At 60.7% G+C, this 20,385-nt stretch carries 21 protein-coding genes; 15 read left to right on the top strand and 6 right to left on the bottom strand.

All coding sequences use genetic code 11. The features are described from left to right. The 4 genes from E4K64_RS05470 to E4K64_RS05485 all read left to right on the top strand — a co-directional run. Positions 1 to 235 (top strand): integrase core domain-containing protein (locus tag E4K64_RS05470; protein ID WP_135161597.1); only part of this gene is annotated, 235 nt, incomplete at its 5' end. Between the two features lie 755 nt (positions 236 to 990). Next, entirely contained in the window at positions 991 to 1,308 is a 318-nt protein-coding gene (locus E4K64_RS05475; RefSeq protein ID WP_126254966.1) for a co-chaperone GroES, read from the top strand. 153 nt (positions 1,309 to 1,461) lie between these two features. Then, positions 1,462 to 3,111, top strand: a complete 1,650-nt coding sequence (groL, locus tag E4K64_RS05480) for a chaperonin GroEL (RefSeq protein WP_135162551.1) — start codon at positions 1,462 to 1,464, stop codon at positions 3,109 to 3,111. Between the two features lie 286 nt (positions 3,112 to 3,397). Next, complete coding sequence (locus E4K64_RS05485; protein ID WP_235884556.1) at positions 3,398 to 3,751, top strand: hypothetical protein; 354 nt, start codon at positions 3,398 to 3,400, stop codon at positions 3,749 to 3,751. Between the two features lie 93 nt (positions 3,752 to 3,844). Here the strand turns inward: E4K64_RS05485 and E4K64_RS05490 are convergent, their stop codons facing one another. Then, entirely contained in the window at positions 3,845 to 4,105 is a 261-nt protein-coding gene (locus E4K64_RS05490) for a DUF1488 family protein (RefSeq protein WP_135162552.1), read from the bottom strand. 857 nt (positions 4,106 to 4,962) lie between these two features. On the opposite strand from E4K64_RS05490, the gene E4K64_RS05495 reads away from it, so the two are divergent. The 7 genes from E4K64_RS05495 (at position 4,963) to E4K64_RS05520 (ending at position 12,837) form a co-directional block, all read left to right on the top strand. Next, positions 4,963 to 5,967, top strand: coding sequence for a TRAP transporter substrate-binding protein (locus E4K64_RS05495; protein ID WP_135162553.1), 1,005 nt, complete (start codon positions 4,963 to 4,965; stop codon positions 5,965 to 5,967). Positions 5,968 to 5,973: 6 nt separating this feature from the next. Beyond that, positions 5,974 to 7,938, top strand: a complete 1,965-nt coding sequence (locus E4K64_RS05500) for a putative bifunctional diguanylate cyclase/phosphodiesterase (RefSeq protein WP_135162554.1) — start codon at positions 5,974 to 5,976, stop codon at positions 7,936 to 7,938. A gap of 153 nt (positions 7,939 to 8,091) precedes the next feature. Beyond that, on the top strand, positions 8,092 to 9,474 hold the full coding sequence (locus E4K64_RS05505) for an HlyD family secretion protein (RefSeq protein ID WP_135162983.1): 1,383 nt from the start codon (positions 8,092 to 8,094) through the stop codon (positions 9,472 to 9,474). Further along, positions 9,471 to 11,414 carry a glycosyltransferase gene (locus E4K64_RS05510; protein WP_135162555.1) on the top strand — a complete coding sequence of 648 codons (1,944 nt, stop codon included), beginning with the start codon at positions 9,471 to 9,473 and terminating at the stop codon, positions 11,412 to 11,414. Before E4K64_RS05505 ends, E4K64_RS05510 begins: the two co-directional genes overlap by 4 nt. Before the next feature lie 171 nt (positions 11,415 to 11,585). After that, positions 11,586 to 11,750, top strand: a complete 165-nt coding sequence (locus E4K64_RS40175; protein WP_167771822.1) for a hypothetical protein — start codon at positions 11,586 to 11,588, stop codon at positions 11,748 to 11,750. A gap of 292 nt (positions 11,751 to 12,042) precedes the next feature. Then, positions 12,043 to 12,279, top strand: coding sequence for a hypothetical protein (locus E4K64_RS05515; RefSeq protein ID WP_135162556.1), 237 nt, complete (start codon positions 12,043 to 12,045; stop codon positions 12,277 to 12,279). A gap of 204 nt (positions 12,280 to 12,483) precedes the next feature. Next, positions 12,484 to 12,837, top strand: coding sequence for a phasin family protein (locus E4K64_RS05520; RefSeq protein ID WP_135162557.1), 354 nt, complete (start codon positions 12,484 to 12,486; stop codon positions 12,835 to 12,837). Between the two features lie 47 nt (positions 12,838 to 12,884). On the opposite strand, the gene E4K64_RS40180 is transcribed toward E4K64_RS05520, so the two are convergent. Then, positions 12,885 to 13,178, bottom strand: a complete 294-nt coding sequence (locus E4K64_RS40180) for a hypothetical protein (protein ID WP_167771823.1) — start codon at positions 13,176 to 13,178, stop codon at positions 12,885 to 12,887. A 115-nt stretch (positions 13,179 to 13,293) separates the two neighbouring features. Here E4K64_RS40180 and E4K64_RS05530 point away from each other — a divergent pair, with 115 nt between their 5' ends. Then, complete coding sequence (locus tag E4K64_RS05530; RefSeq protein ID WP_235884558.1) at positions 13,294 to 14,052, top strand: DUF1236 domain-containing protein; 759 nt, start codon at positions 13,294 to 13,296, stop codon at positions 14,050 to 14,052. Between the two features lie 213 nt (positions 14,053 to 14,265). Next, positions 14,266 to 15,420 (top strand): AI-2E family transporter, encoded by a 1,155-nt coding sequence (locus E4K64_RS05535; RefSeq protein ID WP_135162558.1) that lies wholly within the window; start codon positions 14,266 to 14,268, stop codon positions 15,418 to 15,420. Between the two features lie 43 nt (positions 15,421 to 15,463). On the opposite strand, the gene E4K64_RS05540 is transcribed toward E4K64_RS05535, so the two are convergent. Beyond that, positions 15,464 to 16,141: a Crp/Fnr family transcriptional regulator gene (locus tag E4K64_RS05540; protein WP_135162559.1), complete on the bottom strand. Its 678-nt coding sequence runs from the start codon at positions 16,139 to 16,141 to the stop codon at positions 15,464 to 15,466. 488 nt (positions 16,142 to 16,629) lie between these two features. On the opposite strand from E4K64_RS05540, the gene E4K64_RS05545 reads away from it, so the two are divergent. Next, positions 16,630 to 17,133 carry a hypothetical protein gene (locus E4K64_RS05545; protein ID WP_135162560.1) on the top strand — a complete coding sequence of 168 codons (504 nt, stop codon included), beginning with the start codon at positions 16,630 to 16,632 and terminating at the stop codon, positions 17,131 to 17,133. 26 nt (positions 17,134 to 17,159) lie between these two features. Next, positions 17,160 to 17,531 carry a signal transduction histidine kinase gene (locus tag E4K64_RS05550; RefSeq protein ID WP_135162561.1) on the top strand — a complete coding sequence of 124 codons (372 nt, stop codon included), beginning with the start codon at positions 17,160 to 17,162 and terminating at the stop codon, positions 17,529 to 17,531. 104 nt (positions 17,532 to 17,635) lie between these two features. On the opposite strand, the gene E4K64_RS05555 is transcribed toward E4K64_RS05550, so the two are convergent. The 3 genes from E4K64_RS05555 to E4K64_RS05565 form a co-directional block, all read right to left on the bottom strand. Continuing rightward, positions 17,636 to 18,169, bottom strand: a complete 534-nt coding sequence (locus E4K64_RS05555; RefSeq protein WP_135162562.1) for a DUF1003 domain-containing protein — start codon at positions 18,167 to 18,169, stop codon at positions 17,636 to 17,638. A 212-nt stretch (positions 18,170 to 18,381) separates the two neighbouring features. Next, the gene (locus E4K64_RS05560; protein ID WP_135162563.1) at positions 18,382 to 19,194 is read right to left on the bottom strand and encodes a sensor histidine kinase; all 813 of its coding nucleotides are present in this window, start codon (positions 19,192 to 19,194) and stop codon (positions 18,382 to 18,384) included. Positions 19,195 to 19,434: 240 nt separating this feature from the next. After that, on the bottom strand, positions 19,435 to 19,791 hold the full coding sequence (locus tag E4K64_RS05565; RefSeq protein ID WP_235884559.1) for a hypothetical protein: 357 nt from the start codon (positions 19,789 to 19,791) through the stop codon (positions 19,435 to 19,437). Between the last annotated feature and the right edge of the window lie 594 nt (positions 19,792 to 20,385).

The raw sequence follows: 20,385 nt of genomic DNA on the forward strand, positions 1-20,385 counted from the left end.
CATCAGTATGGACGGCCGGGGCGCCTGGCGGGACAACGTGTTCGTTGAGCGGCTGTGGCGCAGCGTCAAATACGAGGAGGTGTATCTGCGGGCCTACGACAGCGTCAGCGACGCTCGCGCCTCGATTGGCCGCTATCTGGACTTCTACAATTGCCGCCGTCCACATTCGAGCCTTGACGGCAGCACACCGGATCAAGCCTACTTCACCCCGCTGCCGCTCCGCACGGCAGCCTAACCCCGGCAGAGGCTCCACTTATCGACGCGGATATTCTGTTCAGACAACCGGGGCCAGCTCATTGCGCTTGCGTCAGCCCCGCAGCTTTTCGTCGATCGCGAATGAGTGTCCGAAGCGCTTCATGCTTCGTGGATCGAATCGTTTTGGACACCGCCAACCCCGCTCTAGGCGAGCTGAAGAACAACCGCAGGGTAAGACGAAAGCGCATTTTGATACCGCCGAAACGGTAGTCGGCGACTCTTACGCCGACAGCCGCCTTTCGCCCGAAAGCATCCGAAAATCCGCTCAAAAGCGTAAGAGAAAACAAGCCTCCTCTCGGGGGGAATGGCGGTAGCGTCCCCCCGCTACCACATTCCCGGTCAATTCTTGAAAATCCCAGTCTCACCCGTTCGCTGTTGCGCGCGGAGGGAATGTATCAATGCTACGGGCGCGCGAACCTCTTTTGCGCTCGTCTCCTGGCAAGCGGTCCTCGACAAGTGCAGCCAACGCATCTCCGGCACCGCGTTGGATAGCGGCGGCATCGATCGGCGCTTCGGACGAAAGCGCGGGGCTCGGCTTGGGAACTTCGTGGGCGTGCTTTGCCAGTTTGACGCCATTGGGCCGGGGCCGGCGTCGTGCCGTTCGCGCTGCTCTCAGAATATCGGTTGGGCTCGGTCTTGTACGCCCCCTGCGGCGGCTTATGTGCTGATTGGCACTTGCTGGCCACGACTGCTATTTCATCCAAAGCAACAACAACGAGAAAACAGGAGGACAGCATGAAATTCCGTCCGCTTCACGACCGCGTCGTGGTCAAGCGCATCGAAGCCGAAGACAAGTCCACCGGCGGCATCATCATTCCGGACAGCGCCAAGGAAAAGCCCTCGCAGGGCGAGATCACGGCGGTTGGTCCAGGCGGCCGTGACGAAGCCGGCAAGCTGATTCCGATCGACCTCCAGATCGGCGACCGCGTGCTGTTCGGCAAGTGGTCCGGTACTGAGGTCAAGCTCGATGGTCAGGACCTGCTGATCATGAAGGAAGGCGACATTATGGGCGTTCTCGTCGATCGGCCCGTCGCCAAGAAGAAGGTCGCCTAAGCTCCAGTCAGTTTTCCTTGTCCTGAGCCGTCGGCGCAGCCGGCGTCTCGCAGGATGAGGCCCGCAAGTTCAATCCCGCTCCTTGAGAGCCCGCCCAGGCGCGCGATCCCCGGGAGATCCTTGGGATCTGACCAGTCGAAAACGGAGATCATGATGTCGGCCAAAGAAGTCAAATTCGGCGTAGATGCCCGCGACAAGATGTTGCGCGGTGTCGAAATTCTCAACAATGCGGTCAAGGTCACGCTCGGCCCCAAGGGCCGCAACGTCGTGCTCGACAAGTCGTTCGGTGCCCCTCGCATCACCAAGGACGGCGTCACCGTCGCCAAGGAGATCGAGCTCGAGGACAAGTTCGAGAACATGGGCGCCCAGATGGTGCGCGAAGTCGCCTCCAAGTCCGCCGACGCGGCCGGCGACGGCACCACCACCGCCACCGTGCTCGCGGCCGCGATCGTCCGTGAAGGCGCCAAGGCGGTTGCCGCCGGCATGAACCCGATGGACCTGAAGCGCGGCATCGACCTCGCCGTGGAAGCCGTCGTCGCGGACCTCGTCAAGAACTCCAAGAAGGTCACCTCGAACGACGAAATCGCCCAGGTCGGCACCATCTCGGCCAACGGCGACGCGGAAATTGGCAAGTTCCTCTCCGACGCCATGAAGAAGGTGGGCAACGAGGGCGTCATCACCGTCGAGGAAGCCAAGTCGCTCGAGACCGAGCTCGAGGTCGTCGAAGGCATGCAGTTCGACCGCGGCTATATCTCGCCCTACTTCGTCACCAACGCCGACAAGATGCGCGTTGAGATGGACGACGCCTACGTCCTCATCAATGAGAAGAAGCTGTCTCACTTGAATGAATTGCTTCCGCTGCTCGAAGCCGTGGTGCAGAGCGGCAAGCCGCTGGTGATTATCGCGGAAGATGTCGAAGGCGAAGCGCTCGCAACTCTCGTCGTCAACCGTCTGCGTGGCGGCCTGAAGGTTGCTGCCGTCAAAGCGCCGGGCTTCGGCGATCGCCGCAAGGCCATGCTGCAGGACATCGCGATCCTGACCGGCGGCCAGGCGATCTCGGAAGACCTCGGCATCAAGCTCGAGAACGTCACGCTCAACATGCTCGGTCGCGCCAAGAAGGTGATGATCGACAAGGAGAACACCACCATCGTCAGCGGCGCCGGCAAGAAGGCCGACATCGAGGCGCGCGTGGCCCAGATCAAGGCGCAGATCGAGGAAACCACCTCGGACTACGACCGTGAGAAGCTCCAGGAGCGTCTGGCCAAGCTCGCCGGCGGCGTCGCGGTGATCCGCGTCGGCGGAGCGACCGAGGTCGAGGTCAAGGAGCGCAAGGACCGCGTTGATGACGCGATGCATGCGACCCGTGCGGCCGTCGAGGAAGGCATCCTGCCGGGCGGCGGCGTCGCCCTGCTGCGTGCGTCCGAGCATCTCAAGGGGCTGCGCACCAAGAACGATGACCAGAAGACCGGCGTCGAGATCGTGCGCAAGGCGCTGTCCTATCCGGCGCGCCAGATCGCGATCAACGCCGGTGAAGACGGCTCGGTGATCGTCGGCAAGATCCTGGAGAAGGATCAGTACGGCTACGGCTTTGATTCCCAGTCCGGCGAATACGTCAACCTGGTCACCAAAGGCATCATCGACCCGACCAAGGTGGTTCGGGTGGCGATCCAGAACGCGGCCTCGGTCGCGGCTCTCTTGATCACCACCGAAGCCATGGTCGCCGAGGGGCCGAAGCGGAACGCAGGCAGCGGCGCGCCTGCGGGCGGCGGCGGCATGGGGGGCATGGGAGGTATGGATTTCTAAGCGAACCGGCTCACGACGCCGAACCGGCGCATCGGGCATCGCGCGCGTGTGCGCGCGCGATTGTGTGAGCAATTTGGTACAGACGCCGATCGCTCGACGTGTCTAGCCTCCCTAAAGCATGATCCGGAAAAGTGCGCAGCGGTTTTCCGAAAAGATCATGCTCAAACAACAACCTAAAGCGCGATGACGATTCATCCTAATCGCATCGCGCTTTGACGGGTGAAGCTCGACTTACCTCTAGGTCAGGGTGAAAGCGATGGAGATCTCCAGGGAGACCAAAGCTGCCGTGCGGTCGGCGCTGTGGGGCGCCGTGGCCGGAGCAATCGCTCTGGCAATCATGGGCTTCAGCTGGGGCGGCTGGGTGACAGGCGGGACCGCCGAGACGCTCGCGAGGAACAGCGCTGCGATGGCCGTCGTCGCAGCTCTCACACCGATCTGCGTTGAGAAATTTCGACAAGCCGCGGATGCACCTGCGAACCTGGTCGAGATGAAGAAGGCGACCTACGCCTGGGACCAGAGCAAATTCGTCGAAAAGGGCGGCTGGGCCACGATGCCGGGAAGCACCGAGCCAAACTCGGCCGTCGCAAAAGCTTGCGCCGAATCGCTTGATAGCAAGAAAGCTGTTGAGTTGCGCGGATAGGCGGATAGTCAGGCAAGTTCGCGCGGCGGAAACGCCGCAATTTAGCTGGTCAGGCCCAGCTTGCAAGACCAGCTCTGCAAGAGCAGGAGCGTTTCAAAAATTTGCGGCGACCAGATCGTAAGAGCCCCTGCTGCCGCGGCTGTAGACCTTGGCAGCGGCGGCACAGATCACGTCACGATTGGAATCAAACGCGCTGAGAAACCCCGCTTCATCGTAGCTGGCGCTTGGTTGAAGTCGCTTCAGCGCGCCTTCGTTTATGAAGAACGACGCCTCAATAGCGCTGTCGTGTCCCCAAAATCGCACGGCACGGCGCGTGCGATCATAAGAACGACTGTGATTTGGAAACTCAATCATGGTTGGGGCCGATCAGTTGCCGGTGTTCCGCGACGCCCACGTCGAGGTCGCGTGCAGGCTGTAGGCAGACAACTCGGACGTGGCCGAAGCTGGCGCGAAGCGAGGGATGCTGGAGCGATCCAGTTGCGCCAACCCTCAAATGGTCATGCTGGAAGCGTATTACAATGCCGCGCGATGCCGACGACGGCAGGAAAGTTGCGCTTGGCCTCGTTATTCCGCGAATGGGCACTATATCTTGGTCATCACCGCGCGCCCATCGGCTGTTATCGGTGACTGAGAGCAATGTGCTCCCGCCGCGACCAAGAGGCGGTCAAATGTCGAATATCTCCAACTTCAGTGTTCGCGAGTGGATGGTACCCCCCGTATTGCTGCCGATCTTTTTCGTGCTGCTGATCGCTGCTGCAGTGCTTATTCGGTGGTAGTTCCCTCCATTGGGTCTGGTGCATCCTGAGCGCAGGCCCGTAGCCGTGTTCAGTCCACGATTCCCATCGAGCACTGGCTTTGTGAACTGAGCAATATTGCTCAGCAAAACATCCGGCTGCGGTCCAAGATGCCGACTCAACAGGTCGTCCTTGATGAAGGGGCCAAAACCAAGTTCACGGGCGGTCGTGAGTCTGCCCGCGAGGATGCGTTGGCCCAGGCCGCATTGGCGCTCTTCCAGACAATTGCCTCGCTGGCGTTAACGCGCGTCCAACCACGATGCGCGATTTTTTCGCTGCTGGGATCGCCAGTTTCTACTTATGAGAGTTGTCTGCAGCATGTCTATCGATGAGGGTTCGCTAGAGACCAGAGGAAATCGGCGTCTCGCACAACCTCGCACGATTGTGTGACGCGCCGCCGCCACGATCGGAAAGCCGATGCTCAAGTTGCTGGCACGATGCGCGTTGATCTCTATGGTCTTGACGTCGGTGTCCGCCGCCGAACCGATCAAGCTCAAACTGGCCTTCCCCAGCTCCGACCGCTCGACGAGCTATCTCGCCGCGGTCAAGCCATTTGTCGACGCGGTCAACGCCGAGGCGAAAGGCCAGGTCGAAATCGAAACCCATTTCAGCGGCGCGCTTGGCAAGGATCCGGCTGAGCAGCCCCAGCTCGTGCTCGATGGTAAGGCCGACATTGCCTATGTGGTGACGGGGCTGACGCGCAACCGGTTCGCTGACAATGCGATCATGGAAATGCCCGGCCTGTTTGCGAGCATGCGCGAGTCTGTTGCGGTGTTCACCCGGCTGATGGCCGCCAACGCGCTGCAGGGATACGATGACTACACCGTGATCGGCGCTTACGTCACAGAGCCCGAGACGGTCCACAGCAATATCCCGATCACGTCGCTGCAAGATCTGAAGGGCAAGAGAATTCGCGTCAACAATCCTGGCGAAGCCGCAGCGCTCGAAAAGCTGGGGGCGCGGCCTGTGCTCCTGCCGGTCACCAAGATCTCCGAAGCCATCGGCAACGGCAGCATCGACGGCGCCCTCGTTAACCCTGCATCAGTGGTCGATTACGGCGTCAAACGCGTTGCGACCAATCATTACCTTCTTGGCATCAGCGGCGCGCCGCTGATGGTCTTGATGAACCGGAAGACATTCAACCGGCTACCGAAATCAGCGCAGGCGATCATCCTCAAATACAGTGGGGCGTGGTCTGCCGGGCGCTTCGTAGATACCTACGAAGCCGTGGAAAGCAGCATTGTGGCGGAGCTAAAGTCCGATCCCAAGCGTCACGTGATCATGCCCTCGCCGTCAGACCTGGATGCGGCAAATGCCGTGTTCGCGGCCATTGCCGATGATTGGGCCTCGAGAAGTCAGCACAATGCCGAGCTGCTGAATACGGTCCGGGCCGAGCTCACAAAAATGCGATCGACCCGGTAGCCACGGATGTCAGCATTCGCCAGCATCTGGCCTCAGCGAAACATCATCATCATCGTCGCCGCGCTTGCCATTCTGCTGCTGGGCACCGGGGCGACCTTGAAGATCACGACCGATCATCTTCTGCGTCAGGATGCGACGTCGACCGCTCGTAGCTGGGATCTCGAACAGATCGCCGGCGGCGAGCAGCCTTCCGCCGCAAGCATTGCGTTCTTCCTGTCGGCGCGAAATGCCGGCGAAGTGTTTCACTACGAGATCTTCAACCGCAATGGTTATTCGCAGCTCGTGTCGACCCGCGAGAAGATCGCGCTCGTCGACCTGTCCGAATACAGCCCCGATGCGGCGCGGTCAGTCGCCGACGGTCAACCGATCGTCGATGTCAGGGAGAGCAATTCGGTCGACCGACCGGCGTTCTTCGCGCGCGCCTATGTCCCGGTCCAGGCCGATGGTCGCCCCATTGCGGTCGTTGCGGCCTACGTGGATGAAACGGAGCAACGCAGGAGTTTTCACAATACGTTCCTGACCGCGGCCGCATTCCTTTGCCTGCTGTCGGGTCTCGCTTTCTCCATTCCCGCAGTTGCGTGGTATCGGGAAACAAAGGTGAAGCAGGCGGACCGACGCATCCGCTTTCTCGCCCACCATGACGCGCTGACCGGGCTGGCCAATCGTCTCCATCTGATCGAAAAACTGGAGAGAGCCCTCGCTCACCTGCCGATGCGCGGCGGCGGCCTCGCCGTGCATTTCATCGACGTCGACCGTTTCAAGGAGGTCAACGATACCCTTGGTCACGACGGCGGCGACTTTCTGCTCAAGTCCATCGCCGAGCGTCTGCGCGCCGCGGTCCGGAGTGACGACATGGTGGCCCGGCTCGGCGGCGACGAGTTCGTCGTCGTGCAGAATGACATCGCCGGCAGGAGGCAGGCCGAGACGTTTGCGCGCCATCTTGCCACCGCTCTCAATGCTTCGGTGAAGTTCAAGCAGCGCGAGATCCTCACCACCGCTAGCATCGGCGTGGCGCTGGCGATGGAGGAGGGCACCACCCCGGAGCGGCTGCTCAAGAGTGCCGACCTCGCGCTCTACGCGGCCAAGGCCGCCGGCCGCAACTGCATCCGGTTCTTCGTGCCCGAGATGGATACCGAGCTACAGGCGCGCATCGAGCTCGAGAGAGCCATTCGCGAGGCGGTACTGAATGATCGCTTCGAATTGCATTACCAGCCTCTCTTCGAGATACCTCAGCGCCGCCTCGCCGGCTTCGAAGCGCTGATCCGGATGCCCGCGGCGGACGGAACACTCATTCCGCCATTGGCCTTCATCCCGGTCGCCGAGGACTTGCGGCTCATCGACAAGATCGGGGCGTGGGTGTTGCGGCAGGCATGCCGCACCGCCGCGACCTGGCCGGCGCACCTGACCGTTGCCGTGAACCTGTCACCCCAGCAGTTCGTGGCGGGCACCATCGGCGACATCGTCGCTGTCGCACTGAAAGAGTCGGGACTCGCGCCGCACCGGCTCGAGCTGGAGATTACCGAAGGCTTGCTTCTTGGCAACACCGAAGCAATTGTGTCGCAGCTCCGGACCCTCAAGGCGATGGGCGTGGCCATCGTGATGGATGATTTCGGTGCCGGCTATTCGAGCCTCAACTACCTGTGGCGCTTTCCGTTCGACAAGATCAAGATCGATCGAGCCTTCATGCAGGGCCTCGACGGCCCCCATTGCCAGGTCGGAGCGGTCGTCAAAGCGATCATCGCGCTCGGACGCGAGCTGAATATGCGCGTAACGGTCGAAGGCGTCGAGACCGCCAGTCAGGCGGCGTTTCTCGATACAGCCGACGGTGATCAGGTCCAGGGGTTTTTCTTCGGCCGGCCAGTGCCGGCCTCGGAACTCGGCGCCAGCATTCTGGCGGGCTTCGCGAGGACAATGCCGTCGGCTTCGCCCGTGACCGAACTGCACGTCGTCAACGCCAGGGCCGAACGGTAGCACGAAACTGCGCGTTGTGGGGCGATGCGGCTCCGGCCGCCCGTTATGTAAATCATTCTCGCGTTTGATTTAGCGCTCTTCTTACCAAGATGGGCATTTTTTCGCGTGGCCTGCATCTCTCGCCGAGGTTGTGCGTTGATGGTCATGTCTACCATGAAAAATCAACCCCGTTACAACTCGGCATCCGAAAGCGGCGGTCCACACACCGCCGAACCTCTCACGGCATCGATCGACGCAGCAAATGGCGCGTCCGATCTGCAGCACGAGCTGGATGCCCGTCTCAATCCCGGCAAGACCGGGGCTTCGGAGACTGACGCTCCGACCGCGAAGGTGGCGCAATCCAGGCCTAGCCGGATACCGCTGCGATTTGTGAAGGCAGCCGCGGGCATTGCCATCGTCGCAGTCTTCGGCTGGCTTCCCCTGAGGGCGCTTCTCCAGACGTCAAGCGTCGAAGCCATCGTCAACTCGAGACTGGTGACATTGAGGTCGCCGATCGACGGCAAGATTTCATCCGGCGCCGGTCTGTCGGGCGATCCAGGCATCGTCGCCGAGGGCACGTTCATCCTTCGTGTCGTCGACACGCGCGGTGACCACGTTCGGCTCGATGATCTGCGCAGCCAGATGTCTCGGCTGGAAAACGAGCGGCCAAGCCTGGTTTCGAAGATTGCCTCGGCCCGCGCGGCGCAGAAGGATCTGGCGCGTCAGGCGGCCCTGTTCACGGAGGGGCGGATGCGTCAGCTCGAAGCGCGCATCGCCGAGATCCAAGCCTCGATCGAAGCGGCCGCGGCGCGTCGGGAAGAGGCGGCGGCTGCCGTGGAAAGAGCGTTGGCGCTCATCAAGTCAGGCAGCGTTTCCTCCGTCGAGCTACGGCGCTTGACGCGAGATCAAACCATAGCACTGCAGACCGAGATCGGCGCGCGACGCCGCCTGGATGCGACCCAGGTCGAGCTCACCGCCGCGCGCGACGGCACGTTTCTTGGCGACAGCTACAACGATCGCCCGAGCTCCGTGCAGCGTGAGGAGGAGATGCGGCAGCGGGCGGAAGGGCTCACAGCGGACTTGGCGCATGCGGAAGCGCAGATCGCGTGGCTTGCGGGTGAGATTGAATCCGAGCGATCTCGCTACGTCAGCCGCTCGGAGGCGGAGCTCAAATTTCCCGTCGCCGGCCGGGTCTGGGAGATCCTGACAGCACCAGGAGAGGACGTGCGGGCCGGCCAACCGCTCGTTCGTCTCCTCGATTGCTCCGGCGCGGTGGTGACGGCGAACGTCACGGAGAGTGTGTACAACAGCCTGCAACTGGGATCGGTTGCGCATTTCCGCCCGAGCGCCGGCGGGCCCGAGTTGGCCGGCACCGTCGTCAATCTCACCGGCTCTGCTGGAGCCCCGGCCAATCTCGCCATCAATCCTGATGCGCTGAGCAAGGAACCGTATCGTGCCACGATTTCGGTCCCCGCTCTCAACGATGGCTCCAACAATTGTCCGGTCGGGCGAACCGGACGCGTCATCTTCTCGGCAGATAGTGCGAAAAGGCCATGATCGCCGCGCTGACACCGGGCCTTATCGCGCTCGGGTTCTGCCTTGCCATCCTGCCCTGGCTCCGGCTTGGGAGCACTGCGGCGCGTTTGCTGATGATCGCAATCGTGTTGCTGCTCATGATCCGCTATTTTGGATGGCGCCTTGCGTTCACGGTCCCGCCCGTCGGTTGGACCGCCGATTTCGTCGTGGGAGCGCTGTTCCTCGTCGTCGAGGCTGCGGCACTCGCGGCGAGTGCACTCTCGCTGCTGTTCCTGAGCCGCACGACCGATCGAACGCCGCAAGTCGAAGCCAACAGGCTATGGCTTGCCGAACAGGACGCTCCTCTGGTCGACGTGTTCATTTGCACCTACAACGAGGAAGTTTCGATTCTCGAGCGCACGATCGTCGGCGCAACTGGAATGAACTATCCTAATTATCGAGTTTGGGTGCTGGACGACGGGCGGCGCCGCTGGCTCGAAGAGCTTGCAGGCGACCTCGGCTGCCGCTATCTGGCACGGCCCGACAACAAGGACGCCAAGGCCGGCAACATCAACCATGCGCTGCGGCACGTGACGGGGCTCGTCGATCCCCCCGACTTCATTTCGATCCTCGATGCCGATTTCGTCCCCATGCCCGAATTTCTCGCCCGCGCGATGTGCCTGCTCCGCGACCCTGGCGTGGGCGTGGTGCAAACGCCTCAGCATTTCATCAATGCGGATCCGATCCAGACCAACCTCGCCGCGGCCAAGGTCTGGCCGGACGAGCAGCGCTTCTTCTTCGATATTCTGATGCCAGCGAAGGACGCGTGGGGCGTGGCCTTCTGTTGCGGCACGTCGTCGGTCGTCAGACGCTCGTCGCTCGTGAAAATTGGCGGCTTTCCGACCGATTCCGTGACGGAGGATTATCTCCTGACGCTGCGGCTGAAGGAAATTGGCGCGCGCACGGTGTATCTGAACGAGCGTCTGACCTTGGGGTTGGCCCCCGAGGGACTCAAGGAGTACATCACTCAGCGCAGCCGATGGTGCCTTGGGTTCATGCAGATCATTCGGGGGCGCAGCGGCCCCTTTTCCCGAAGGTCGCGGCTGGATTTTGTCGACAGGCTGTCCCTCGTCGAAGCATTCCTGAGTTGGACTTCGACCTATGTCGTCAAGGTATTCGGTCTTGTCGTTCCGAGCCTTTATCTTCTGTTCGGCGTCAAAGCCGTTCAGGCGGATCTTCCCGTGCTCCTCGGATATTTCCTGCCGTTTTATGTCTGGTACTCGCTCACCATGGCCTGGATTTCCCGCGGACGGTCAATGGCGGTGATGTCCGACGTCGCTCAATACATTGCTCTGCCGGCCGTTCTCAAAGCGGTCGCGACGGGACTGCTGAAGCCGCGGGGGCACAAATTCGAGGTCACCGCCAAGGGCGGGGATCGCAATCAAGGTTTCATCGAATGGTCGCTGTTCAGGGTCTACGGCTCCGCGTTGGTGATCACGCTCGCCGGAATTGCCCATGCCTTCGTGCTTCATGCGCAAGGCGACGCTATCGCCTATGGCGGCCTGGCGCTGGCCTGGAGCTTATACAATGCGGTCATCCTGACCATCATCTGCTTGGTAACCATCGAGCAGCCGCGGCGGCGAAAAGCCGAGCGGTTCGAGCGCACTGAGCCGGTTCCTTTCAGTATCGGTGTGCGGTCCCGCATCTACCGTTTGGCTGATATCTCGATTACGGGGGCCCGCTTCGTGAGCGACAATCCTCCGCCTGTCGGTACTGCCGTTCATTGCACTCTTCGGGGGAGAACTGTCGCCGCCCTGGTCGTGCGGCGCACCGGGGATGGATTTGCGATCCGGTTCGATGAAACCCACAACGCGCGCGTCGATCTCATTCGAGCCTTCTATTCCGGCGACTACGTGACTGCATTCACCGGCATACGCGCCGCGCCCCTCGGCAAAGCAATCATGATGCGGATCTTCGGCTGACGGCGTCTGCCGGCGATATCGTCGGGTCGAGGCGTCGCCATTGCGCGGGCGGCTGCATGGAAGGGGTTGGGCAGCACGGCTGTCCTAGCATGAAGCTGAGCAATATTGACCAGCGAATCGGTGCGCCTGAGAGCATATATCCTGGGGGGCTTGCGCTGTCGGGAGGAAGGAATGATCGCCGAGCGAAATCCGCCCAGCTTTTGGCCGCATGGTCCGGACGACGAGAATCGAATGACGGTCGCCGTTCGCTCTCTCGAAAAGGAGAATATGAAGCTGAAACAGCTCGTCGTGCGCCTTTCGGAGACCATCCTTCGATATGTCGAAGGGCGGCGCTGAGTTCGCGGAAAAGATGCGCTGAGCCAGATATTGCTTTGGAGCTGAGCGGTCACGACCGCTGCGAAGCCAGGCTTCGCAGTCGGCTCTTCGTGGCCGCAATGCCCACGTCGAGGCTTTCAGCGCTTGGTCGCTTCGATTGCGCGCGGGCTATGTCGGCGCCCGCAACTCGCCCCGAAGCCAAGCTAGAGTATTTGCGCATTTCATCGGGTCGACTGCCTCGTCGAGGAGCCGGTGGAGATCACCAGCGGGAGATTCGAAGGTATCAATGCAAAGCCCGGTGGGACCGGGCGTCATGCGCGCCAGCATCAGGCTTGTCTGGCATTTGCGACGCATCGATGGCTGGACGGTCATGGAGTTGGCCTTGATCAGGCGGGAGCGCGAAACTCCCAGTCACCGGTGGATGCCACTTGGAGCGGTGATGCGCCATTGTGGAACCATGCCTGCTGCTGCGCTGACCAATATTGATCACCTCCCCGAACCAGCGCTGGTTACCCCAAACACCCGCTTTCACGATTCGAGTCATTTTTAGAATACGATTGTCAGGCCGCTCTCATGGCCACCGCCGGCACATCGTCAGCCCACCAGCGATGAAAATGTCTGCACGCGCAGTCACAGTGGCTGTTCGTCGCACGAACGCAAGCCGAGCTACAAATCGGTGAGAACTGAGGGCCCCTGAAGCAACCATCGGTGGTGGGCGACGTTGATCAACCACCAAACGAACAGGGAAACACAAATGTCAGATCAGATCCGGACCAAGCAGAATGTGCCGCAGCAACCGAATGGCAACGATCAACCCGATACAGGAGCTCCGTCCAGCGCCTTTCCCGGGGGCTTCCTTGCGATTGCCACTGCCTACGGGGACTACACGAAGAAGTCGGTTGAGGACACCAGGCTGTTTGTCGAGAAGCTCTCGGGCGTAAAGTCGCTCGACAAGGTGATGGAGGCCCAGGCCGACTTCGCCAAGGCAACTTACGACACGTTCGTTGCGGAGTCGCAGAAGATCGGCGCGCTCTACGGCGATCTTGCCAAGCAGTCCTACAAGCCGTTCGCCGAGCTCGTTGCGAAGATGGCGCCGACAAATCGGTAACATGTCCGCATGTCTGTCCCGCGGTGCCGGAGCAAAGTGGCTCTGGTTCATCGCGAGGCATAACGAGCGTCGCAAGCGAGCGTGCCGTGAGGAGCATTATGACCAGTGTCAATCCGATTTTCGAAAGCTTGTCCGTTGACCCGGAGCAGGTAACCGCCGTGAACGCGGCGTACGAGCTGGCGTGTCGAACGCTTCAGCACATCGGCCAGCTTGAGGTAGATCGAGAGATCATAGCCAGGAGAATTGTGCAGGCTGCAGGCGACGGCGAGCGCGATGCCGACAAGCTGTGCGAGCGTGCCATCCATGGACTGACCGCGCTCGACTACCGGCAGCATCGTCATTGACGGCGCCGAGCTCGCAACCGAAGACGGCAGCGGAACTATAGCTTGTCAGGCCCGTTCCTTCATATGGCCGATCTTCGTCGGCTTGAATGCAGTTTGAATTGGAAAATATCAGATGAAGAAGTCCTTAATGGTTTCTGCGGCTGTCGCGGCGCTATTGGCCACGACAGGGCTGGCGACAGCGCAAGGCGTCAATCAGGGAGCCGCGAAGGAATCTCCGGCTGCCACCTCGCCTAAAGGCGATACTGCGATGCCGATGAACGCACCAGCGGCAAAGGGAGCCGAGACCTTACCCCCCGGCGCCACGTCAAAAGAGGGCAAGCCTCAACATGTACAGGGCAAGCCGGATGCAAAGACGACAGGTGACAAGAAAGCTGAGGGCCAGTCGAAGGCTCCGGACTCGACGGCTCCGACCGCCGCTTCGAAGGATATGAAGAATCCGACAGCTGAATCGAAGTCACCTCCTGAGAGCAAGGCGGCAAGCGAGCTGAAAGCCGACAGCAAGGCAAAGGCAGTCGATTCGACCGCCACCTCAAAGGACGTGAAAACCCCGACTGCCGAGACCAAGCCGTCGACCTCCGACAGTGGGACGACGGGACATGCGGCAGCCTCGGCGATGGCAGCTCCTCCCGCCGAGAAGCGCTCGCAGATAACCTCGGCGATGAAGCAAGAGAAGGTCGAGGAAGTAACGAACGTCAATTTCAGTCTCTCGATCGGAACGGCGGTCCCCGCCAGTGTCCGTTATTACCCGATGCCGTCACGTATCGTGGAAATCTATCCGGAATGGCGTGGATACGATTTCATCCTGGTGCACGGCAAGTACCTTGTCCTTCGCCCGCGCACGCATGAGATCGTCTACATCATCGAGGGTTAGGTGAGCTCGCCAGCCACGCGACAAGCGGCTGCACGACGCGAGAGGGCGGCTCGAGAGCCGCCCTCAATATCTGAACCGGATGCTGCGCGTGGTATTGCTTTCTCCTCCGCGGGCGGAGCAGGAGCGTCGCGCCTGTGCTCTTGCGAAGCCTCGCGCTGAAAGGGGGATGATTGGCACCGAAGAGATGATCCGCTCATCTCCAGAGGGAAAACCATGGTTGCCGTCGTACCGCCGCCGCAGAGTCCTTCCGTCCCGCTGGATGTCGATCCGCCAGAGCCGCCCACTGCGGCAAGCGAAGCGGCTGATGAGACCGAGATGCCGCTTCCGTCTGATCCGCGGACGTTCTTTCTCGGTGGACTGTTCGGAATAGCCGTCCTGGCGGCGCTTTACGTCGCAAGCTCGATCATTCTTCCGGTCATGCTTGCCCTCGTGCTGAATCTCCTGCTTCAACCCGCTGTCCGCCTCTTGGGGCGTTTGCACCTGCCCCGGGCTGTCGGAGCGCTGTTGACCGTCTTTCTGGTCATTGCAGCGATTGTCGGTCTGGTGGCGGCGTTGTCGGTGCCGGCCACGACCTGGGCCGAACGGCTGCCCGAGGGCATCCCGCGCCTGGAGGCACACCTGCGGCTTGTCAGCGGGCCAATCCAGGCGTTGCAAAAGGTCATTGAACAGGCCGAGCAGGCCGCAGATGCTCCGCCTGGCAAGGGGTCAATTGTTTCGGTTCGCCGCGATCTGGGCATAACGGGCGTCCTTTTCGCAGGCACGCGCTCCGTCCTCGACGGCCTGTTTACGACGGTCCTGGTGCTCTATTTTCTTCTGGTCGCGGGCAACATATTCCTCCGACGGGTCGTGGAAATCCTGCCGACGTTCAGCAACAAGCGACAAGCCGTCGATATCTCCCAGCAGATCCAGGAGGACATATCGGGATATCTGCTCACGATTACGGCCATGAACGCCGGGGTGGGCGTCACGACCGCGGCAGCGATGTATTTTTGCGGCCTGGGAGATCCGCTGTTGTGGGGCACCACGGCCTTCCTTCTGAATTACATTCCAATCTTGGGACCGCTTTTCGGCGTCTGCATCTTCGTGCTGGTCGGAATGCTGAGCTTCGAGAGTTTGTGGTGGGCCTTGCTGCCGCCGGTGCTCTACTTTGGCATTCACCTCGTCGAGGGCGAAACATTGACGCCCCTGCTGCTTGCGCGGCGCTTCACGCTGAACCCGGTGCTGATCATTCTGTCGCTGGTGTTCTGGTTCTGGATGTGGGGCGTGCTCGGTGCGATCCTGGCCGTGCCGATGCTGGCTATTCTGAAGATCGTTTGCGACAGGTTGCGCCCCCTAAAGGCGTTGGGGCATTTCCTCGAAGGGGAATAGAGACGTCGGCTGGCGATTTCACTCGGCGTTTGGAACCGTCCTGCTAGTCGCGCTCTCTGAGCAGGGGCTTCTCGTGCAAAACAGCGCTCAGAAGCGAATTGTGGACCTCGATGTGCCCATTATAGCTGATAAGGCCGAGCCGGCGAAACTTGTTCATGAAATAGCTTACGCGAGATCGCGTGGTCCCGATCATGTCCGCCAATGTCTCCTGACTAATGCTCGCGCTGATCGGCTGCGGATTGCCCTCCTTGCCGAAATTCGCGAGCAGCAACAGCAGTCGAGCAAGCCGCCGCTCGCTCGAATTGAAGAGCTGGTCGATCAGGTCCTCCTCAATCCGACTGTTCCGGGTCAGGAGATAAGACATGAAGAGCTGTGAAAATTTCGGCTCGTCACGAATGGCCCCCATCATCGCGTCCTTGGTGATCGACGTGATGACGCAGTCTTCCATCGTCGTCGTCGTCGCGATGCGTAACGGATGACCGTTCATGCATCCCTCGCCAAAGAACTGGCCGGGCTCCAGAATTGCGACAACCGCCTCCTTACCCTGCTCAGATACGACCGTCAGCTTGACCTTCCCTTTTTGAATGTAGAACACGGAGTCCGCGACATCGCCTTGCTGGAACACGTGCCGGTTCCTGGGAAGCTCGAGAATCGCTTTCCCCGCACCCACTTTGGCGAGGAATTTCTTGGGGTCAAAGATGTCCTTGGTTGGCTTTGCCACGAGAGCCTCCTTTGACTCACAAACTTGTCCGACCTCGGTCAACTGGCGGGGGTTGCCCTGCGGTTCAACACTACCTGCCGATCTTCGTCAGTTCTACAGGAAACCCCGACTTTGCGAGCGCGTCAGTTGGCTGCCCGCCGGGCGGCATCGTCTGCGCGTCCCCAAGCGCATCGCACCCGGTCCTCATCCTGAGGGCCCGCCAACGGCGGGCGTCTCGAAGGATGGCCACAGGCGAGATCGCTCGCATAAGCGATTGCCTTGCCTGAGATCGGGAGAGCGAGGCGGTGCGCATGGATGCAGATGATCGTGCGGTGACGGGCAGCATGCCGGCTCGGAAGCCCAGCGCGCTGGTCAATATTGCTCACTCTCGTGCCCTCTTATTTGTACGCCGGGGCTCGTTATTCGAACCGTCGATCCCCACATCTATGCAAGTGTGACGGTCGGGGGTGGCCGGAGATGGGCCGAGAGTTCGAACGAAAGAGCCCAGCATGTTCAGATCTCAGCAATACCGCGCAAAGGCAGCCGAGTACGACGAACTGATCAAGGGTTCGACCGACCCGGATGAGATCCTCAGACTTCAGGAGCAGCAAGACCGATTTGCCTCGCTCGCCGACAACGAGCAGGGACTGGCGGACGAGTACGACAATGCAGTGCAGGTGGCGGAACAGGGCCGATCGCACGGCCTAGCCCTTGCGGCCGAAGAAGAGCTTATTCTGCGGTGTCTTGGCGCAGCCATCATCATGCAGTGGAACGCCCTGCCGACGACGCTGCAACGGGAGATCTTCGACACCGCCGGGTCGATCGGCAAGTTGCTGGAGACGGCGGCGCTCCGCGGCCAGATCGCCCGATTTCTTCATAACCACAAGGACGACGCCGGTCGCGGCAAAAGGCCTCTGGCGGACGACACGCCCGCCGAAGCGAGATCGTGCACTTTGGCTCTGTCACGGTGGGACGATGAGGGAGGCGCAGCTGGCGACGGGCCGCCGATCTAACCGGACGCCCATAACAGGAGGTTTCCATGTCACTTACACAGTTTCGGGTCGATGACGGACCACATACCATGGACGGGTTGCGGCTGCTTGCTCAGGAGGGAAATGAACAGGTCGAGGCGTTCATGGGCCGGAAGGTGATGGACGTCTGGGCGGAGTCCGTCGAGCATCGCGGAGGACGACAAAGTCTATTTCGCGATCAATACAATGCCCTCGGCAGACTGAACCTTGCCGCACTTCAGCGCATTGCGAGCGCGAAATATCAGCGAGGCCCTGCCTTCAACCGGCAACATCCCTTTGTCGAGATTCTCTTCTCCGACATTACGGAAAGCGGCGAGAATCTCAATCTAAGTCAACTCGTGCGCGATGCGTTGCCGCCGGCATTTCATAGGATGGCCTGAGATCGACGCCACGAGCGTGCTGCCGACAATCGAAAGCGCGATGACGATTCATCCTAATCGCATCGCGCTTTAGGGCGATCCAGACGGCCTCGTCGGTAGCGGGGTCACTTCGTCTTACCGGGCACCGCTTCAGCCTCGATAGCTGCGACAAGCTCGGGCGCAAGGTGTGCGGACAAACGCTGAATGATGTTCAGTAGCTGCAGGATTTCCTGCTCACGCAAGGCGTCAATCTTGTTGTGCAGCAGTTCGATCTCGAGTTCAGCCTTCACATTTATCCGATAGTCGTGTTCTGCGTGCCTGCGGTCAATCTCGGATTGACGGTTCTGGCTCATCATGATGATGGGCGCTGCGTAAGCGGCTTGGAAAGAAAGAACCAGGTTGAGCAAGATGAAGGGATAAGGGTCCCAACGGCTGATGAATGCCATCATGTTCAGCACGATCCAAATGCCAAGTAGCACGCTTTGGATGATGATGAAGCGCCAAGAACCAACTGTTTCGGCAACCCGGTCGGCAAGCATCGCGCCGGGCGTCAGTGCGAGCTTGGGTACGTTGCGGGCTGGCTTTTGCGCCCGAAGTTCTCGCAGCCGCTCTTGGTCTTCGGGACTTAGGTGCACCTTGTGGCTTTGCTCATTGCTCATTTGTTGCATCCACAGTTGAGAGGGCCTGCCAAACAAAGAGGTTGCGAATTGCACGTTTCGACGAAGTCCGGCTTCGGTCAGCAACGAGGAAACACGCGTTCCAGCGCGGTGGCAATCGCCTGGATTGCAGGAAAGCGGATGGGAAGTCTCCGATCCGGGTGCGTCGCGCCGGGCCAGGAGAAGAAGTGTACCGCAAGGATTTCAGCGCCGTCTCAGCTGGTCGCGGCGGTTGGCGATAGCGGCTGGACGACCGGTGCCGGAAACAGCACGGTAAATCGCGCGCCCTGACCGTCGGCGCCACGTTCGATCCGCAACTCGCCGCCGATCTGGTCGGTAAATGATCGAACGATCTTCATTCCCAGCCCTTTGCTTGCGCCGGGGTCGAAGCCCTCGGGCAAAGCCGGGCCATCATTGGAGATGGACAGCGCATAGCCATGTTTCGGATCCGGCTCCAACCTGATCGCGATCCGGCCCTTGCCGTATTTTGCTGCGTTCGTGATCAACTCGTTGGCGATGAAGCCGAGCGGAATGGCGGTGACGGCCGGCAGATCGATCTGACTGCCTTCGACGCTGACTCTTCCGGTGGAGGCGTCCGACGACGACATCGCAGAAAATTCGAGGCCGAAATCCTGAAGGAATTTCTTGAATTCGATGGTTCTCACACCGTCGTAGGAATGAAGGCGATGGTGGATGCGCGCAATCATGGAGACGCGACTTGCTGCCGCGTTCAATTGTGAAGCCGCTTCGGAGTTGATTGAATTACGGCTCTGCAGCGAAAGAAGGCTGATGGTCATCTGGAGATCGTTCAACAGCCGATGGTCGGATTCCGCCTTCAACAGTTCCAGCCTGCGGATCAATTCGTCCTTTTGAAGAATCAGCGCCTCGCTCTTCGCAAGCGCCTTTCGCAGTCGAACCGCGATGAGCCGGTAATCCGTCAGCTCCGCAGCGGGCAGGCATTGATCCGGATCCTGAAAAATCACGCCCGGAGGTGATTCCGAACCGCCTGACGAGTCTTCGTCGATCATGACGTCGGTCCCCCGAGAAATTTTCACTGCAACTGCGGGATGAACTGGAACGGCAAAAGAAGATCAAACTAGTGCAAATTAACTATGTCCGGCACCCGACGTTGTGCCTTGCTCGCAGGGGCTCGCTGTACTCGCTGTGTCCGGTACCCGCTGGTAGGCGGGGCCTTGATGAGCCTCGCGACCGCGTTGAGTGCGACGGTCCATGATGAAGACCGTCGCACAACAACGTCGCTCGTGCGCTCAATACGGGGCGTAGTATTGGCGGCGATAGGGATACGGGCCGCCGTAGTAGCCTGGCGCGTAGTAGCCCGGTGAATAACCCGGCCCGTAATAGCCACTGCCGTAGGCTCCGTAGGCGGCGGCTCCAGCCGCAGCGCCCAGGATGCCGAGACCGATTGCGGCCCCCGGAGCGCGGTAATAGCGGCCACGATAGTGGCGTCGGTAGTAGACCTCGGTCACTTCGGATGAAGAGGCCGCCTGTGTCGGAAGCGCCATGCTCGCCGAGATCGGAGCTGCCCCCGAAGGGAGCACCGAGCCAAGCATCGCCGCACCGAAGAGCGCGACGGCAGCCGCGCCTTTTGTTGTCTGGTGGTTCATGATCGTATCCTTTCGAACTTGGAGCACGCCGTTCCTTGATGCGGTTCAACGCGGCAAGAGAACGCCTCCTTTCGGCTGAGGCTCCTTCGCCTCCTCATCCGCCGGCAACGTCAAGAGCACGTCCCGCTCCGCTCCAAAGGCCGGATCCGGCGGTCGTTCTACCCTGCGATAAAGCCGGTCATGAGCGTGGCTTGATCGAGGCGTAGATGGAGTCCCGTGATGCCTGAGCTCGCATCATTCCCGAGACATAAGCCGTCCCCGACGATTCACCCAGGCTCTGAAACGACTTGGCAGCAATTATCGCAACGGAATATCCGTTGGGCCGGGCGGGTGCCAGCGCTGCGAAGATCGACCAGATGCCTCATAGGCATGTCACATTTGTCGCAGGGCGGTGACGGTATCTCCGATTCCTCCATCAGGAGAGTGGGCGGCATCTGCGTCACTTCTCAATGCCTGAGATTCCGTCGATCCAGCCAAGCCAGATCAGCGACCGGATTGGGTCTTCCAGGGCCCGAGCTTTCTCGGAGTCCAACCCTGGTGCTTCAGAGGGAGGGAACTCAAAGCCGCAGAAAATGTCGCCGCGAGCAGGTCCGT

This window comes from Bradyrhizobium frederickii (assembly GCF_004570865.1).
GTDB lineage: Bacteria > Pseudomonadota > Alphaproteobacteria > Rhizobiales > Xanthobacteraceae > Bradyrhizobium > Bradyrhizobium frederickii.

Coding starts and splice junctions, on each gene's coding strand:
- E4K64_RS05490 (WP_135162552.1), bottom strand. CDS start 4,105: ATGATTGAGTTTCCAAATCACAGTCGTTCTTATGATCGCACGCGCCGT.
- E4K64_RS05565 (WP_235884559.1), bottom strand. CDS start 19,791: ATGAACCACCAGACAACAAAAGGCGCGGCTGCCGTCGCGCTCTTCGGT.
- E4K64_RS05555 (WP_135162562.1), bottom strand. CDS start 18,169: ATGAGCAATGAGCAAAGCCACAAGGTGCACCTAAGTCCCGAAGACCAA.
- E4K64_RS05505 (WP_135162983.1), top strand. CDS start 8,092: ATGAAAAATCAACCCCGTTACAACTCGGCATCCGAAAGCGGCGGTCCA.
- E4K64_RS05520 (WP_135162557.1), top strand. CDS start 12,484: ATGTCAGATCAGATCCGGACCAAGCAGAATGTGCCGCAGCAACCGAAT.
- E4K64_RS05545 (WP_135162560.1), top strand. CDS start 16,630: ATGTTCAGATCTCAGCAATACCGCGCAAAGGCAGCCGAGTACGACGAA.
- E4K64_RS05475 (WP_126254966.1), top strand. CDS start 991: ATGAAATTCCGTCCGCTTCACGACCGCGTCGTGGTCAAGCGCATCGAA.
- E4K64_RS05530 (WP_235884558.1), top strand. CDS start 13,294: ATGAAGAAGTCCTTAATGGTTTCTGCGGCTGTCGCGGCGCTATTGGCC.
- E4K64_RS05495 (WP_135162553.1), top strand. CDS start 4,963: ATGCTCAAGTTGCTGGCACGATGCGCGTTGATCTCTATGGTCTTGACG.
- E4K64_RS05500 (WP_135162554.1), top strand. CDS start 5,974: ATGTCAGCATTCGCCAGCATCTGGCCTCAGCGAAACATCATCATCATC.
- E4K64_RS05550 (WP_135162561.1), top strand. CDS start 17,160: ATGTCACTTACACAGTTTCGGGTCGATGACGGACCACATACCATGGAC.
- groL (WP_135162551.1), top strand. CDS start 1,462: ATGTCGGCCAAAGAAGTCAAATTCGGCGTAGATGCCCGCGACAAGATG.
- E4K64_RS40175 (WP_167771822.1), top strand. CDS start 11,586: ATGATCGCCGAGCGAAATCCGCCCAGCTTTTGGCCGCATGGTCCGGAC.
- E4K64_RS05515 (WP_135162556.1), top strand. CDS start 12,043: ATGCGCGCCAGCATCAGGCTTGTCTGGCATTTGCGACGCATCGATGGC.
- E4K64_RS40180 (WP_167771823.1), bottom strand. CDS start 13,178: ATGACGATGCTGCCGGTAGTCGAGCGCGGTCAGTCCATGGATGGCACG.
- E4K64_RS05560 (WP_135162563.1), bottom strand. CDS start 19,194: ATGATCGACGAAGACTCGTCAGGCGGTTCGGAATCACCTCCGGGCGTG.
- E4K64_RS05510 (WP_135162555.1), top strand. CDS start 9,471: ATGATCGCCGCGCTGACACCGGGCCTTATCGCGCTCGGGTTCTGCCTT.
- E4K64_RS05535 (WP_135162558.1), top strand. CDS start 14,266: ATGGTTGCCGTCGTACCGCCGCCGCAGAGTCCTTCCGTCCCGCTGGAT.